Below are 14,298 nucleotides of genomic sequence, written 5' to 3' on the forward strand. Positions count from 1 at the left end.
AATGTATGCCGATAGACTTTTCAACGCCCTAGAGCGCAACGAGCCCGCCCCCGGCCAGCTTTTGATCGCTGCACCGGGCATGCTTTCTCCTGAATTCGCTCGCTCGGTGATCTTGGTGATCGAGCACAACGACGTGATGACCTTCGGCGTCGATCTGACCAAGCGCTCCGAAGTGGCCGTGTTCAACGTGCTTCCTGAGTGGCTGCCCCTCGTGGCTAAGCCGCAGGCGCTCTACATCGGTGGCCCGATGAATCAGCAATCCGTCATAGCGCTTGGCATGACTAAGCAGGGCGTGCGCATCGAGCAGGAGCCACAGCTCAATAAGCTTGCCCCGCGCCTGGTGCACGTGGATCTGCGTGCCGAGCCCGAGGAGATCGCTGAGCTTGTCGACGGCGCGCGTTTCTTCGCCGGCTACGCGGAGTGGGGCCCTGGCCAATTATCGGAAGAAATTGATCGCGGCGACTGGTATGTTGCTCCGGCGCTTGCGCAAGACGTGCTCACTCCCGGTGCCGCTGACCTGTGGGGCGATGTTATGAAGCGTCAGCCTATGCCGCTGCCTTTGTATTCCACATACCCGGCGAATATTAATGACAACTAATGATCTAGTATTTGCGCATGCGTGAGGAGATTCTTAAAGGTCTGAAAGATACTGCGCCGGTAGCCTTAGGACTCGTACCGCTTGGACTCGCGTTCGGAATCCTGATTGTGCAAACCGGCTACGACTGGTGGTGGGCTCCCATCTTTTCCACCGTTATTTATGCGGGTTCGATGGAGTTCCTCGCCATCAATATGGTTACGGCAGGCACTAGTGCAATTGCCTCGTTGGTCACTGGTTTCATGGTTAACTTCCGCCATATTTTCTACGGGCTTACATTCCCACGAGATAACATCCACAGTCGTCTGGGCCGCGCCTATGCCACTTATGCGCTAACCGACGAAGCCTATGCCATCGTTTCCTCCAAGCCCAAGGATGAGGAAGTTAGCGGCCCACACATCCTTACTATTCAGGGCCTGATTCAGTCCTCCTGGGTGTGCAGCGGAATCGTTGGCGCTCTTGCCGGCCAGGTTATCCCCGCGGATATCAAGGGCCTCGAATTCGCCCTCGTGGCGCTCTTCGTCGTCCTGACCATGGATGCCTTCCAAAACAACAAGGATTACTCTCTGCCGCTTTCCGCAGCAGTGTGTGGCATTCTTTCCGCGGTGCTGTTTCCTGGGCAGGTTCTCATGGTCGCACTGGCAGCCTATTTCTTGCTGCTGTTGATGCGTCACTTCTCTCCGCGTCTGGATACCGCAATGATTCTGCGAAGGGGTGAGCGTTAATGCCAGCAGGCGTAAGTCTGTCCATGGTAGCGGCGGTGTTGTTGCCAATCTGCGTCGTTACTCTGCTGTTGCGTGAGCTGCCCTTTTCCTTCATCAAGGCGCTGAAAGGCAGTCAGTTCATCGGCCTACTCGGTATGACCATGCCGGTGGGCGTTATGACCGTGCTGGTGGTTTATACCGTCTACGGACAAAAAGAAGCGCCCGGCGGAATCCTCGCCGCCTTGATTGGTGTGGCGATTACTGCCGGGCTGCACTGGTGGCGAAAGAGCTCCGCTTTCTCGATCTTCGGCGGAACTGCCGCTTACGTGCTTTTAGTTAACTTCGTCTTCTAACGCTTCCACGCCGAAGCGTCCTATAGGTCTCCGTAGAGCGCCAAGGCCTCGGTCCACAGTGCCGTGAAATCCTCTTCGGAGACATGCTCCGCGCTGATATTCGGGTAATTGTCGTAGGTGTTTGGGTGCGGCACCGTGGATTGCGGGATGTCGGCGTTTCCCACCGATTTATTTGGGGTGGCGGCGCCTGCCACGGCGTCGTTTGGCGCGAGCGCAATCATGCGCAGCATGGTGCAGGTCTCGGCGTCTACTTCTTCCATTTCCGCTACGTGAATGGCGGAACCGACGCCCGGGACCTCCATGGTGGTGCGGATGTACATCAGGGTGCTCATGACTGCCCAGCATACCGGGCAGCCAGCCAGGAGCAGATCATCAGCTGAACCTGGTGGTAGATCATCAGCGGCAGGATCAAAAGCCCCAGTGAGGTCCCACCTGCCGCGAAGATAACTGACGCCATGGGCAGCCCGGTGGCGAGAGACTTCTTGGAACCACAGAATTCGATGGCGATGACGTCCTCGCGCCCGAACCCGATGTGGGAGCTTATTATGCGCGTTAGCCACAGCATGAAGGCCACCATCGCGATGGAAAGCGCCACGAGGAACACCAGCTCCCAGATCTTGATTGAGCCCCAGATGCCGTCGACCACTCCCTTGGAGAAGGCGCCATAAACCACCATCGTGATCGAACCACGGTCGACGATCTTTGTGCCTTTGTTAGCGGCAAAGTCCTTTACCCAGCGACGCGTGAGTTGACCTAAAACGAAAGGTGCAAGCAGAAGCAGACTGATCTCCAGGAAGACTCCCCCGTCTACCGATATGCCATCTCCCGCGCCCATCAGCGCCATGACTAACAAAGGAGTTAGGACGACTCCGACTAGGTTTGAGGCCGAGGCAGACACGATGGCTCCCGCGACATTTCCTTTCGCCACCGAGGTAAAGGCCACCGAGGATTGCACTGTTGATGGCACCAGCGTCAGGAACAGGATGCCCAGATACATGTCCTGTGAAATGAATGCCGTAAGTGGGCGAAGTGCTAATCCCAGCAACGGATAGGCCACGAAAGTAAAAGCCAAGATCGTTAAATGTAAGCGCCAATTCTTCAGGCCTGCCAGTGCCTCCGCAGTAGAAAGACGAGCACCATAGAGGAAGAATAGCAGCGCAATAACGATGTTCGTTAACGAGTCGAAGACTGCGGCAAATCCTCCCCTGGCTGGGAAAATAATAGCGACTATTACCGCGGAGACGATGAGCAAGATGAGCGGATCTATCTTCTTGAGGCGCGAAGTCATGAACAAATCCTATCGGTAGCATGTGATCATGACTAAGCTATTTACTCCGCTAACCTTGCGCGGCGTCGAGTTTCCCAACCGCGTGTGGATGCCGCCGATGTGCCAGTATCAGGCAGTACAAGGCGTACCTCAGCCCTGGCATATGGTTCACATGCTGTTGGCGGCTTTGGCCTCAGCATCGTAGAGGCCACCGCCGTCTCCCCAGAAGGCCGCATCTCCCCGCAGTGCGCCGGTATCTGGACTGATGAGCAGCGCGATAAGTGGAAGGAAATCGTCGACTTCGCGCATAGCGTTAATGCTCGCATCGGCATTCAGCTGGGCCATGCCGGGCGCAAGGCTTCCACCTATCCGATGTTGCCCGGCTATGCACGCGGCTCCGTCCCCGTCTCCGAAGGTGGCTGGGAAACTCTAGGCCCCTCGCCCATCGCTTATCCCAACTATGCGGTTCCACGGGAGATGGCTCCTGCCGACATTGCGCGCGTGGTGGAAGACTTTGCCGCCGCGGCAAAGCGCAGCGTCGAGGCTGGCTTCGACACAATCGAGCTCCATATGGCGCATGGCTACTTGCTGCACAACTTCTTGAGCCCGTTAAGCAATCAGCGTACTGACGCTTATGGCGGCAGCCTAGAAAGCCGTTTGCGCCTTCCCCTTGAGGTTGTCGACGCAGTGCGTGCCGTCATCCCTGAGGAGATGCCGCTTATCGCGCGTGTCTCTGCCACCGATTGGATCTTTGATCGTCCAGCCTGGGATGTCGAGGACACCGTCACCCTTGCTGTGCAGCTGCGTGAACGTGGGGTCGACCTGATTGACGTATCTACCGGCGGCAACGTGCATGCCGACATTCCGGTTGGACCTGAATATCAGGTGGACTATGCCACTAAGGTTCGTGAAGCGGGCCTGCCGGTTTCGGCGGTTGGCCTCATTACTGAGCCGCAGCACGCCGAAGAAATTCTTGCTGCCCATCGTGCCGATGTCATTGAGGTTGGCCGTGCCGCTCTGAAGGATCCCTATTGGCCGCGACGCGCTGCTGAAGAACTCGGTTCACCGTTGGAGGCGCTCCCCTCCTATAGCCGCGCTCGGTGATTGTGTCTTAATGTTTTGGCGCTATTAATCAAAAGAGCGAGTGTTTCACGTGAAACACTCGCTCTTTTTGGCCTTAAGCCGAGACGTTCTTAACCTTGTCGCCCTCGGTCTCGACGTCATATTCGGTTAGCGGTTTGGTTCCAGGGCCGTCGATGACGGAGCCGTCTTCCAGGTTGTAGGAAGTAAAATGCGTGGTGCAGGTTGCCGTCATCTCCTCGATCTGGGTGATTAGGCTGCCCTGGTGTGGGCAAGTCTGCGAGTATGCTTTAAACTCACCCTTCTTGGGTTGCGCGAAAATGACCTTGTCTACAATGACGGCCGAGCCGACCGGAACCTCGGTGGCTGCGATTTCTGCGCTTGGTTCCTTACCGCATGCGGCAAGGTAGGCGCCCGCGAAGGTGGTTGCGGAGCCGAGAAGGAAGATGCGACGTGAACACTGAGTCATGTGTCTACCCTATCGCATTCTTTCGGAAAATCGGCTCAGTTTCCTTTCGGTCGGTGAGGCCAAGTCTTGGAATAAACAAATTCTTTATACTCCCCATTTTCGGCTGACATTAGTTGCCAATCTTAAAGTCACTCATGACGATAAGTCCTTAGACTATCTGATTTGTTAATTAACGTCACTGTGTCTTTATGAAACTCTATGAAAATAGCCCCCGCAGCGCGAGGGCTGAAGGCTTGCTAGGCGTGATCTGCTTGCTCGGCTGCCTTGCGGAGCGCCCCGAGATCTACCTCGGGTTCGGTGGAGCCGCATCCATCGTCGCCACAGTTGCAGCTGTCACCGCAGCCCTCTTCTGCCTTGTGGGCTTCATCCCACAGGAAGGCTGCGCGAGAACCCATGTTAGATCCGATGGACAGCGCCAGGATGGAAATCACAAAAGTCAGGGCCGGGATGGTCCACATCCAGCCGCGTGCGGAGATCGCCACGACTCCGCCGAAGAGCAAAGAGACACCAGCGAGCATCCAGAATGGGCCGGCGATTGCATGAGCATTGTCCCAAGCTTCCTTAGTCTTGCGGATTTCTACCAGGCGGAGGCCCACGACACTATTACCGGGGAGCTTACGCGCGGTGGCGAGGCCGCCCACGATGAGGAAGATGGCGGCGAGGGTAAAGAAGATGATGGCTATCGCGAGCATGTCCCCTAGTTTATCCCTGAATTTGCCAGAAGAAAATCCAGCTCTTCGTGGGTTCGCGGTGATTTTACGATGAGTGTGAAAAGCTGCTCGTTTGGTAACATTCTGCTCGTGTTGTGCCAAAGAAAACAGTGGTCACACGCACCACATAACAATGAAAAGATAGCTAAATGAACCTCAAGAGTATTACTAGCTCTTTGCTCTTTAAGATCGTCGCTGCGATCATATTGGGCATTGCTGCTAGCTTCATTCTGCCGGAATGGGCCGCGCGCATCTTCGCCACGTTCAATGGGCTCTTCGGAAACTTTCTGGGCTTCTTCATCCCAGTTCTGATTTTCGCCCTCGTGGCGCCTGCGATTGCGGGGCTTGGTCGCGGCGCTGGCAAATGGCTCGGAATGACGGTCGCACTCGCGTATGGCTCCACGATTCTCGCGGGCTTCATTGCCTATGGATTGTCAGTCGCGCTTTATCCAACGATGCTTGCGGGCCAGACCATCGATACCAACGTTTCTGATATTGAGGAAGGTGCGCTGCAGCCCTACTTCACCGTGGATATGCCGCCACCTTTCGAAGTAATGTCGGCGTTGCTTTTGTCCTTCTGTATCGGCGTTGCGATGACTGCGGTGAAGTCCGACACTCTCTATGCGGTGACTAAAGAGCTGGAAGCCGTCGTAGTCAAGATTATCTGGGGATTCGTCGTTCCGCTTCTGCCGGTCTACATCTTCGGCATGTTCTTGTCGCTGGGAATGAATGGCAATCTTGGCGACGTCCTCGTTGCTTTCTCTAAGGTGCTTATCCTCGCCGTCGTCATGACCATCGTGTACCTCCTCTTCCAGTACCTGGTTGCTGGCGCAATCGCGCGCAAGAATCCCTTCGTCGCGCTAAAGAATATGGCGCCGGCCTATTTCACCGCGCTGGGTACCTCATCCTCAGCTGCCACGATTCCGGTCTCCCTAGAGTCCACGCTCAAGAATGGCATCTCTCGTCCCGTGGCTGGTTTCGTCATTCCACTCGGCGCAACCATCCACATCTCGGGCTCGATGATCAAGCTGACCCTGTACGCTTTCGCCATCGTCACGATGACGGGCATGGATGTTTCCTTCGGCGAGGCGGCAGGGTTCATCTTCCTTCTGGCCATCATGATGGTTGCTGCGCCTGGCGTCCCAGGCGGTGCGGTGATGGTTGCGGTGGGTCTTCTGCAGGCACACATGGGCTTCGATGATTCCCTCGTGGCGCTCATGATTGCGGCATACATTGCCATCGACTCGGTCGGTACCGCAGCGAATGTCCCCGGCGACGGCGCAATCGCGATGATTGTGGATCGCTTCGCACGCGGCAAGATTGAGGGCCTTGACGAGGAGACCACTACCCCAGCCGAGCAACAATAAAGCTGGCTTTATAGGCGCTAAATCCAAAATAAAGACCCGAGGAAAGTTCATGCGAGAACTTCCTCGGGTCTTTTTATATGCGTTTTGATGCGCTCAGTTTTTTTAAGTGCCGCTACTTCTTGGTCGCCGCCTTCATGGATGCGACGAAGTCGGTGATGTCTTGCTTAAGGGCATCGACATCAATGTCGGTTTCACGTGAAACGTGCTTCTCAATGATCTTGGTGATTGCGGAGCCGGTGATAGCGCCCGCTGCGCCGGCAGCGATGGCATCGGCAACGTGTTCTGGGGTGGAGATGCCGAAGCCGAGGAGAACCGGAGCGCCTTCGAAGCGCTTTACGTTGGCAACCACCTCGTCGAGGCCGCGGGTCTCCGAGGCTTTCTCCGTACCAGTCACGCCGTCGCGGGAGATGGCATAAATGTAACCCTTGGAGTACTTAGCCACGCCTGCCAAGGTCTTCTCGCTCGCCTGTGCCGGGGCGATGAAGATTGGGTCGACACCAGCCTTCTCCGCGGCCGCGACGAATGGGGCGCCTTCGCGCACCGGGACGTCGGGAAGCAGGATGCTATCTGCACCCGCATCGTGGAACTCCTGATAGAAGTTCTCGATGCCGCGGGTGAATGGGACGTTGCCGTAGATCAACATGCCGATGGGAAGCTCCGGAAACTCGGAGCGAATCTGCTTGATCTGCTCAATTGCGGCATCGACGGTCGCGCCGTTGGCTAGCGCGCGGATGTGCGAGGCCTGAATCGTCGGGCCATCGGCAACTGGGTCAGAGAAAGGAACGCCCAACTCGAGGGCGTCGGCACCGCCGGCGACGGCCGCGCGGACGATCTCCAGAGCTACTTCCGGAGAGGGATCGCTCAGCATGATGAAAGGAACGAATGCTCCCTCGTCCTTGAGGGTGGCAAACAGGGTGTCGTAGCGGCTCATTAGTTTTCCTCCTTGAGGCGCAGCTGTGGGTTCTGCTCGAGGGTGTGGCGGACGTGGTCGATGTCTTTATCGCCGCGGCCAGAAAGGGATACGAGGATGGTGATGTCTTCTTCTTTACGCTTCAACGCATAGGCGAGGGCGTGGGAAGATTCGAGGGCCGGGATGATGCCCTCCTTCTTGCTCAGTAGCTGAAAGGCTTCGAGTGCCTCGGCATCGGTGATGCCGACGTACTTAGCGCGGCCGGTCTTAGACAGGTGTGCGTGTTGTGGGCCGACACCCGGGTAATCCAAGCCGGCGGAGATGGAGTAAGACTCCTCTACTTGGCCGTCAGCATTGCGCATCAGATAGGAGCGCGCACCGTGGAGGATGCCCACCGTTCCGTTGTTGATGGTGGCGCCGTGCTTGCCGGAGTCGAGGCCCTCGCCTCCTGGCTCAGCGCCAACTAGCCCGACTCCCTCGTCCTCAATGAAATCGGCGAACATGCCGATGGCGTTGGAGCCGCCGCCGACACAGGCGACGACGAGGTCTGGCAGCGCGCCAGTCTGCTCGATCATCTGCGCCTTGGCCTCTTCAGAGATGACCTTGTGGAACTCGCGCACGATGGTTGGGAACGGGTGCGGGCCAGCGGCGGTGCCGAGGAGGTAGTGGGACTCGTGGAAGGTTGCAGTCCAATCGCGCAGTGCTTCGTTAACCGCGTCCTTGAGGGTGCCGGAGCCGGTGTCGACGGGGACGACCTTGGCGCCCATGAGTTCCATGCGGTAGACGTTGGGCTGCTGGCGCTCGACATCCTTGGCTCCCATGTAGACCACGCATTCAAGGTCGAGCAGTGCGCAAGCCAGTGCGGTGGCGGTGCCGTGCTGGCCGGCGCCGGTCTCTGCGATGATGCGGGTCTTGCCCATGCGCTTGGCCAGCAGAGCTTGGCCGATTACCTGGTTCGTCTTGTGTGCGCCGCCGTGCACCAAGTCCTCGCGCTTGAGGAAGATGCGGGCCTTGCCGCCGAGCTTGGTTGCCTCGGTCAGCGGAGTCGGGCGGCCGAGGTAATCCTTCAGGTAGCCGGCGAGCTCCTCACGGAAGGAGGGATCGTTTTGGGCATCGACGAAGGCTTGCTCAAGCTGATCGAGAGCTGGGATGAGGGATTCTGGCACGAATTGCCCGCCGAATTCACCGAAGTAGGCCGGGAGCAAGGTTTCCCTGGTTTCTTGTGTTTCAGTCATGTTCTTTCCTGTGTCGGGGTGTTGTGAAGAAGTCAATTTAAGGATTTGTGTAGTTGCGGATGGTTTGGAAGGCGCGGGCGATGAGGCCAGAGTCCTTGCCGCGGGAGGTCTCCATTCCGGAGTTGAGGTCGAGGCCGGCGGTGCCGACGGCGAGCGCTTCCTCCAGATTCTCGAGGTTGAGTCCTCCAGCGAGGAGGGCCGGGATATCACGTGGAACCGTGGACCAATCGAAGGTCTGCCCCGTGCCGCCGCGGCCGGTGTCGAGAACGAGGAGATCCGCGTCTCCGGCAAGCGCCCGCGCCAAGTCCGGGGCATCCGGCGCCGTCATGTCGATGGCACGCCAGACAAAGTTCGAATGCTTGCGGGCCTCCGCGATGAGCGCGCGCTCGGCTTCGACGCTCCCCTGATACGGGGCATGCAGCTGGATTGCGTGGATGCCCTCGAATGCAATCTCCGCGAAGTTGGATGTGCGGCGCGAGACCGCAACGTAACGCAGCCCCGGCTCGTGGCTGATGATCTGTTCCGCAGTTTCACGTGAAACATTGCGCGGAGAGTCCTCCTCGAAGATGAGTCCGCCGTAGATGGCACCGGCCGCACGAGCCGCCTGCGCCGCGGAAGGAGTGCTGAGTCCGCAGACCTTATTGTCGCCGTAGACGAGGCGGCGCGCGGCCAGGTCAATGTCCGGCTGGCTCGTCAGTTGAGAGCCGACGAGGAAAGCGTTGGCGTGGCCGCCGATGCGACGCACCGTCTGGTTATCGCGGATTCCTGACTCGGAGACAATGATCTTGCCTTGCGGAACATATTCCGCGAGCTTTTCCGAACGCGTCAGGTCGATGCTCAGATCGTGGAGGTTCCGATTATTGATGCCGATGATGTCGACGCCGAAGGCGACGGCGCGGTCGACCTCCTCCTTGGTAATCGCCTCCGTCAGTACGTCCAGTCCTAAGGAATCGGCGAGCGCCTTCAGCTCCGCGTAGGTCGCGTCGTCGACGATGGACATCATCAACAAGATGGCGTCGGCGCCATAGTAGCGCGCGGCATAAACCTGAATCGGGTCGATGATGAAGTCCTTGCACAGCACCGGCAGATGTGTGGACATCGCGACGGTTTGCAGATGATCATAATCGCCGCCGAACTTATCGGGTTCGCACAGTACCGAAATTGCCGAGGCATAGTGGGAGTAGATGCGCGCGATGGCACCCGGCTCGTAGTGCTCGCGGATGAGGCCGAGCGAAGGTGAGGAGGACTTGCACTCCATGATGAAGCGATTGGTGCCATCCAGGGCGTCGTAAAGCGAACGCTCCGACTTCGGCAGGTTCGCCAGATCCACGTGGGCGATGCGCTCACGGATCTCCGCGAGGTGGGTGCGACGCCCCGCGACGATCCCCTCCAGCACCGTTGGCAGCTTAGGCATAGTTCGCCTCCTCGTGGGTGCGCAACCAATCGGCCACCTGGCCGGAGTCGATGATTTCCTTCGCGTGGGCGACGCCCTCGGCGATGGTTGCGGTTTTGCCGTAGAGATAGAACATCGCACCCGCCGCGGCGACGATGGCATCGCGGTGTGCGGGCTTGCCCTCCCCCGCGAAGACGTCGCGAAGCAGCTGCGCATTCTCCGCGCCGTCACCGCCGACGAGGTCCGCGAGCTCGTGGCGTTCAATGCCGAGGCTTTCTGGCGTGACGTCATATTCGCTGATCTCGCCATCCTTTAGCTCCCACATGTGGGTGGTGCCGTGGACGGCAATCTCATCGGTGCCCGCACCGTGGACCACCAACGCGCGGGTGCGGCCTAGCTCCTTGAAGACTTCCGCGATGAGGCGTCCCTGCGCGGGGTTGGCGATGCCCATGATCTGAAACTCCGGGCGGCCCGGGGAAAGCAGTGGACCGAGGGTGTTGAAGATGGTGGAGATGCCGAGTGCTTTGCGCACCGGCTGCACGTGTGCCACCGCCGGGTTATAGGCCGGGGCGAAGAGGAAGGTGAAGTTGGACTCCTCAAACTGGCGCACGGCGCGCTCTGGATTGAGGTCTAGCGGAATGTTCAGCGCCTCGAGGACGTCGGCCGAACCCGACTTGGAAGAAACCGAGCGGTTGCCGTGCTTGATCATCTTCACCCCGTCGGAGGCTGCGACTAGCGACGCCGCGGTGGTGATGTTGATGGTATTCGCACCGTCACCACCGGTGCCCGCGGTGTCCATCAGGCCCTCGCCGGTGATCGGGAAAGGGCGGCCGGCCTTCAGGAAGGCATGGGCGGCACCGGCGACGTCGGCAAGCGTCTCGCCCCTGGTGCGGATGTGGGTGAGCAAAGCGGCGATGTGAATGTCGTCGTACTCGCCGACGGTCAGCGAAGTAAAGACCTTCCCGGCCTGTTCGAGGGTGGGTTCGGCGGTGTTCAAGTACTCCTGGAGGAGCTTCAGTGCGTTCTTGTCTTCCATTTAGTTGGCCTTTCCAAATAGGTACTTCGCGGACAAATACTCGATGCAGCTTTCCAGCATGATGGGCCCGGTGGGACTAAGTACGGACTCTGGGTGGAACTGGACCCCGAAGGCCATCTGGTCCTCGGTCTCGGCCGCCATGACGACGTCTCCGATGGCGGTCTCGGTGGTAGCCAGCGCCCGCATTTCTGTAGGGATTTTCTTGCAGCCCAGGGAGTGATAGCGCGCCACTGGGACTTGGGTGCCGACGTAATCCGGATTGTCCGGCTCGGAGTCGACGGCGAGCCCGGTGAAGATGGGATGTTTCGCGCCAGCTTTAGTGAGGGTCATCCGGACCGACTTGCCGTGAACCGGGCCGCAGGGCTCGACGGTGCCGCCGTGGTGATCCAGCAGCGCTTGGAAGCCGAGGCAGATGCCAAACAACGGGATCTTCCCCAGCACCTTATCGATGAGTTCCATCATGCAGCCGGCCTCGCGCGGGTGGCCCGGGCCTGGGGAGAGACAGATGATGTCGGGTTCCGCAGCCAGGACTTCTTCAACCGAGACGGTATTGCGGAAGATGGTCGTGCGGTAGCCGGCGAGCGCGTCGACCAAGTTGTAGACGAAGGAATCGTGGTTATCGATGAGCACCACGTGCGGGGAATGAGTCTGCGTGGAATGCGTCACCGGACAACCTCCAGTTTTGCGTTATGAGCGAGTGCGATGGCGTGCAGCACGGCATAGGCCTTGTGCAAGGTTTCATCGGCTTCGGCCTGCGGCACGGAATCGCGGACAACGCCGGCGCCAGCCTGAACCACCGCTACCCCGCCTTTCACGTAGGCGGAGCGGATGACGATGCAGTTATCCATGGAGCCATCGCCCTTCAAGTATCCCCCGCCCCCGCCGTAGGAACCGCGGCGCGTTTTCTCGGTTTCGCGGATGAGTTCCATCGCGCGAAGCTTCGGGGCGCCGGTGAGAGTGCCCATGTTCATGCATGCGCGATAGGCGTCGAGGGCGTCGTAGTCCTCGTGGAGGGTGGCGGTTACACGTGAAACCAAGTGCATCACGCGGGAGTAGCGATCCACCTGGAGCAGCTCGGCGACCTTGCGAGTCTGTGGGACGGCCACGCGCGCGAGGTCGTTGCGGGCCAGATCCACAAGCATCGTGTGCTCGGCAACTTCCTTGTTATCCGTGCGCATCTCGAGCTCGTTGCGGATGTCGAGTTCGTGGTTGATGCTGCCATCCTTGTTGAGCCCGCGCGGCCGTGTGCCGGCGATGGGATAAAGCTGAACCTCGCGGCTTGGGGCGTCGAACTTTAGGTTGGATTCTGGTGAGGCGCCGAAGAGCTCATAGTCCGCGCCGCGCACGTAGAACATATACGGCGAAGGGTTCGTCTCGCGCAGTTGGCGGTAGGCGGCGAAGGCGTCGGGGCAATCGAGGGAAAATGCGCGGGATGGCACCACTTGGTAGATGTCCCCCACAGTCACGTTATTTTGTAACTGTGACACAATGGCGCGGAACTTGGAGTCGGTCATCGAAGCTTCCGCAGCGAGGCGATCTCGGTTCGGTGCGGGTTCTAGACTTTGCGGCTTGATGGATGCGAGCTCTGCCGAGCTTGCCGACGCCGCGTCCTCATTCAGATCGACCGCATGCAACGCGGCGGTCTCTGCAGCGTGGTCGATGGTGAGGAGAGTCTGTGCGACGAGAAACTCATAATCCGGATAATCGTTCGGCCCCTCCCCTACGGCGGGCGGTTTCTCGAAGGTCTCGAGATAGTCATAAGCAAAGCCGCCTCCGACGAATGGAAGGGCGCCATCCGGCGTGGAGTATCCGGCATCTAATTGAAGGGCACGAAGTACGGCGGCGGTCGAAACGTCGCGGAGGCGCTCGCGCTCGTCGCTCTTCGCGGAAAGGCTAAAGGCGAACGCCTCGCCATCGAAGTACTCGCCAAGCTGATCCTTGAGGCGCTCCATCATTGCCTCGCCCACTTTAGTTAGTGGCGTGGCTGTGACACGCTGTCCCCGGCAGGTAACTTTCAGCGCGGCCTGGAGAATTGCGATGCAATTGAGGTTCTTTTTCGACTCGATGTCGGCGGCTTCAAGGAGGAGGCTATCCTTCGGCTGCGCGAGCCGTTGGAAAAGCAGGGATGCATCCTGCTCATAAGGTATCGCTCGGGAGGCGGTATGGAAGACCGTTCCGGAGGTAGGGGTTGGTGGCATTCGTGGTGGCCTTTCGCGGCTAAATGTTGTCTGTAGCTTTTAAAGTTTTGAAGCTTTAGATTCGCGCCGCGTGCGCCGTGGTGGTTATAAAACCACGAAAGGCCCGCATAACGCGAGCCTAAATCTTCTGGGTTCGAGTGAACCGGCCCGCAGTTACGCGAGCCACCACCAGTTCTGGGTCTTGTTGGCCAGAAGTTGCATGAGACACACCATAGCATGAGTGTGTGCTACGTGTGTGGTTTCGAGCACATTTTATGCACGAACAAATGAATGCTCCGATGTATGGTTGTGACCATGGGCACACTTGAATCCAAACTCGCACCACTTCAGGAACAGTACTCGGAACAACTAACCAAGCGTCGTGAGGAAGCGGCCGAGACCTTCAAGCGTTTCATGGAAGTTCACGGCGACGATGAGAAGCTGAAGAAGCACAAGACATGGCAAGCGCCATATGTCGACGCCTTCGCCCGTGAGGTCGCTCCGAATCTCAGTGTCGATGAGGTTGAGCTCGTGCTCGGCCAATCGCTGGTGGAATACCACGGCAGCGATTGGCTCGTGGTTGGAGAGGACGATGGCGAGCCAGTCCTCGCTATCTTCGATCCGGGCCGCCGTAGCGCTGCCCTTCCCCGCAACTACGCCCGCGAAATCGTGGAAGGAAATTGTCCCAAGTTCTTCGGCCTCGACTGGGTCCAGGTCTGGGACTTTGAGCCGGATGCTCCGGAATATGCTCCGGGCAAGCCCATAGCGGTGATGGAACAAATCGTGTTGAGTGCCGCTTTCTATCGCGCGTTGAAGCACCCAGAAGAATCTTCTAACGAGGTCTTGGATAAGGTCCTTCCAGAATTTGAAGCTGCCGATCTCCGCGAGAAGGGAGCGGAGCTGAACCGCCAGCCGCTCGCGGAGCGTCTGGAAGCGCTCCTGGCTAAGCACTCCTAGGCGCTGCTAACGCTAAACGCCCCGCGTAGTGTTTCACGTGAAACA

At 58.7% G+C, this 14,298-nt stretch carries 15 protein-coding genes and 1 pseudogene; 6 read left to right on the forward strand and 10 right to left on the reverse strand.

Annotated elements, in window-relative coordinates; all coding sequences use genetic code 11:
• The first annotated feature begins 1 nt into the window (after position 1).
• From HMPREF2724_RS02745 to HMPREF2724_RS02755, 3 genes are read left to right on the forward strand one after another with little or no spacing between them, the layout of a single operon-like run.
• On the forward strand, positions 2-598 hold the full coding sequence (locus HMPREF2724_RS02745; RefSeq protein ID WP_061925474.1) for a YqgE/AlgH family protein: 597 nt from the start codon (positions 2-4) through the stop codon (positions 596-598).
• Between the two features lie 17 nt (positions 599-615).
• Positions 616-1,320 carry an AzlC family ABC transporter permease gene (locus HMPREF2724_RS02750; RefSeq protein WP_061925471.1) on the forward strand — a complete coding sequence of 235 codons (705 nt, stop codon included), beginning with the start codon at positions 616-618 and terminating at the stop codon, positions 1,318-1,320.
• Entirely contained in the window at positions 1,320-1,652 is a 333-nt protein-coding gene (locus tag HMPREF2724_RS02755) for a branched-chain amino acid transporter permease (protein ID WP_061925468.1), read from the forward strand. Before HMPREF2724_RS02750 ends, HMPREF2724_RS02755 begins: the two co-directional genes overlap by 1 nt.
• Positions 1,653-1,672: 20 nt before the next feature.
• Here HMPREF2724_RS02755 and HMPREF2724_RS02760 read toward each other — a convergent pair whose 3' ends face one another.
• Together HMPREF2724_RS02760 and HMPREF2724_RS02765 are read right to left on the reverse strand one after the other, a co-directional pair.
• Entirely contained in the window at positions 1,673-1,984 is a 312-nt protein-coding gene (locus HMPREF2724_RS02760) for a hypothetical protein (protein ID WP_061925465.1), read from the reverse strand.
• Entirely contained in the window at positions 1,981-2,940 is a 960-nt protein-coding gene (locus HMPREF2724_RS02765; RefSeq protein ID WP_061925461.1) for a bile acid:sodium symporter family protein, read from the reverse strand. The genes HMPREF2724_RS02760 and HMPREF2724_RS02765 overlap by 4 nt, the downstream gene beginning before the upstream one ends.
• A 28-nt stretch (positions 2,941-2,968) precedes the next feature.
• On the opposite strand from HMPREF2724_RS02765, the pseudogene HMPREF2724_RS02770 reads away from it, so the two are divergent.
• A pseudogene (locus HMPREF2724_RS02770) lies at positions 2,969-4,023 on the forward strand (NADH:flavin oxidoreductase/NADH oxidase).
• A gap of 73 nt (positions 4,024-4,096) precedes the next feature.
• Here HMPREF2724_RS02770 and HMPREF2724_RS02775 read toward each other — a convergent pair.
• A complete protein-coding gene (locus HMPREF2724_RS02775; protein ID WP_061925459.1) occupies positions 4,097-4,468 on the reverse strand; it encodes a Rieske (2Fe-2S) protein in 372 nt (123 codons plus the stop codon).
• Between the two features lie 236 nt (positions 4,469-4,704).
• Entirely contained in the window at positions 4,705-5,160 is a 456-nt protein-coding gene (locus HMPREF2724_RS02780) for an SdpI family protein (RefSeq protein WP_061925457.1), read from the reverse strand.
• A gap of 167 nt (positions 5,161-5,327) precedes the next feature.
• On the opposite strand from HMPREF2724_RS02780, the gene HMPREF2724_RS02785 reads away from it, so the two are divergent.
• Positions 5,328-6,545, forward strand: a complete 1,218-nt coding sequence (locus tag HMPREF2724_RS02785) for a dicarboxylate/amino acid:cation symporter (protein ID WP_070587007.1) — start codon at positions 5,328-5,330, stop codon at positions 6,543-6,545.
• A gap of 112 nt (positions 6,546-6,657) precedes the next feature.
• On the opposite strand, the gene trpA is transcribed toward HMPREF2724_RS02785, so the two are convergent.
• Genes trpA through HMPREF2724_RS02815 form a run of 6 tightly spaced genes read right to left on the reverse strand, consistent with a single transcriptional unit; the run spans position 6,658 to position 13,317 of the window.
• Positions 6,658-7,476: a tryptophan synthase subunit alpha gene (gene trpA / locus HMPREF2724_RS02790; protein ID WP_070587009.1), complete on the reverse strand. Its 819-nt coding sequence runs from the start codon at positions 7,474-7,476 to the stop codon at positions 6,658-6,660.
• Positions 7,476-8,690, reverse strand: a complete 1,215-nt coding sequence (gene trpB, locus HMPREF2724_RS02795) for a tryptophan synthase subunit beta (protein ID WP_070587011.1) — start codon at positions 8,688-8,690, stop codon at positions 7,476-7,478. The genes trpA and trpB overlap by 1 nt, the downstream gene beginning before the upstream one ends.
• Positions 8,691-8,727: 37 nt before the next feature.
• Positions 8,728-10,104 carry a bifunctional indole-3-glycerol-phosphate synthase TrpC/phosphoribosylanthranilate isomerase TrpF gene (trpCF, locus tag HMPREF2724_RS02800; protein ID WP_070432467.1) on the reverse strand — a complete coding sequence of 459 codons (1,377 nt, stop codon included), beginning with the start codon at positions 10,102-10,104 and terminating at the stop codon, positions 8,728-8,730.
• Entirely contained in the window at positions 10,097-11,119 is a 1,023-nt protein-coding gene (trpD, locus tag HMPREF2724_RS02805) for an anthranilate phosphoribosyltransferase (RefSeq protein ID WP_070432466.1), read from the reverse strand. Before trpD ends, trpCF begins: the two co-directional genes overlap by 8 nt.
• Positions 11,120-11,785, reverse strand: coding sequence for an anthranilate synthase component II (locus HMPREF2724_RS02810; protein WP_061925439.1), 666 nt, complete (start codon positions 11,783-11,785; stop codon positions 11,120-11,122).
• A complete protein-coding gene (locus HMPREF2724_RS02815) occupies positions 11,782-13,317 on the reverse strand; it encodes an anthranilate synthase component 1 (protein WP_070587013.1) in 1,536 nt (511 codons plus the stop codon). Before HMPREF2724_RS02815 ends, HMPREF2724_RS02810 begins: the two co-directional genes overlap by 4 nt.
• Positions 13,318-13,611: 294 nt before the next feature.
• On the opposite strand from HMPREF2724_RS02815, the gene HMPREF2724_RS02820 reads away from it, so the two are divergent.
• Positions 13,612-14,253, forward strand: a complete 642-nt coding sequence (locus HMPREF2724_RS02820; RefSeq protein WP_141748303.1) for a hypothetical protein — start codon at positions 13,612-13,614, stop codon at positions 14,251-14,253.
• Positions 14,254-14,298 lie beyond the last annotated feature (45 nt).

This window comes from Corynebacterium sp. HMSC071F07 (assembly GCF_001810285.1).
GTDB classification, from domain to species: domain Bacteria; phylum Actinomycetota; class Actinomycetes; order Mycobacteriales; family Mycobacteriaceae; genus Corynebacterium; species Corynebacterium simulans.

What these genes read in the sequence shown, in the direction of transcription:
- HMPREF2724_RS02745 (WP_061925474.1), top strand. Translation starts at nt 2, where the DNA reads ATGTATGCCGATAGACTTTTCAACGCCCTAGAGCGCAACGAGCCCGCC.
- HMPREF2724_RS02750 (WP_061925471.1), top strand. Translation starts at nt 616, where the DNA reads ATGCGTGAGGAGATTCTTAAAGGTCTGAAAGATACTGCGCCGGTAGCC.
- HMPREF2724_RS02755 (WP_061925468.1), top strand. Translation starts at nt 1,320, where the DNA reads ATGCCAGCAGGCGTAAGTCTGTCCATGGTAGCGGCGGTGTTGTTGCCA.
- HMPREF2724_RS02760 (WP_061925465.1), bottom strand. Translation starts at nt 1,984, where the DNA reads ATGAGCACCCTGATGTACATCCGCACCACCATGGAGGTCCCGGGCGTC.
- HMPREF2724_RS02765 (WP_061925461.1), bottom strand. Translation starts at nt 2,940, where the DNA reads ATGACTTCGCGCCTCAAGAAGATAGATCCGCTCATCTTGCTCATCGTC.
- HMPREF2724_RS02775 (WP_061925459.1), bottom strand. Translation starts at nt 4,468, where the DNA reads ATGACTCAGTGTTCACGTCGCATCTTCCTTCTCGGCTCCGCAACCACC.
- HMPREF2724_RS02780 (WP_061925457.1), bottom strand. Translation starts at nt 5,160, where the DNA reads ATGCTCGCGATAGCCATCATCTTCTTTACCCTCGCCGCCATCTTCCTC.
- HMPREF2724_RS02785 (WP_070587007.1), top strand. Translation starts at nt 5,328, where the DNA reads ATGAACCTCAAGAGTATTACTAGCTCTTTGCTCTTTAAGATCGTCGCT.
- trpA (WP_070587009.1), bottom strand. Translation starts at nt 7,476, where the DNA reads ATGAGCCGCTACGACACCCTGTTTGCCACCCTCAAGGACGAGGGAGCA.
- trpB (WP_070587011.1), bottom strand. Translation starts at nt 8,690, where the DNA reads ATGACTGAAACACAAGAAACCAGGGAAACCTTGCTCCCGGCCTACTTC.
- trpCF (WP_070432467.1), bottom strand. Translation starts at nt 10,104, where the DNA reads ATGCCTAAGCTGCCAACGGTGCTGGAGGGGATCGTCGCGGGGCGTCGC.
- trpD (WP_070432466.1), bottom strand. Translation starts at nt 11,119, where the DNA reads ATGGAAGACAAGAACGCACTGAAGCTCCTCCAGGAGTACTTGAACACC.
- HMPREF2724_RS02815 (WP_070587013.1), bottom strand. Translation starts at nt 13,317, where the DNA reads ATGCCACCAACCCCTACCTCCGGAACGGTCTTCCATACCGCCTCCCGA.
- HMPREF2724_RS02820 (WP_141748303.1), top strand. Translation starts at nt 13,612, where the DNA reads ATGGGCACACTTGAATCCAAACTCGCACCACTTCAGGAACAGTACTCG.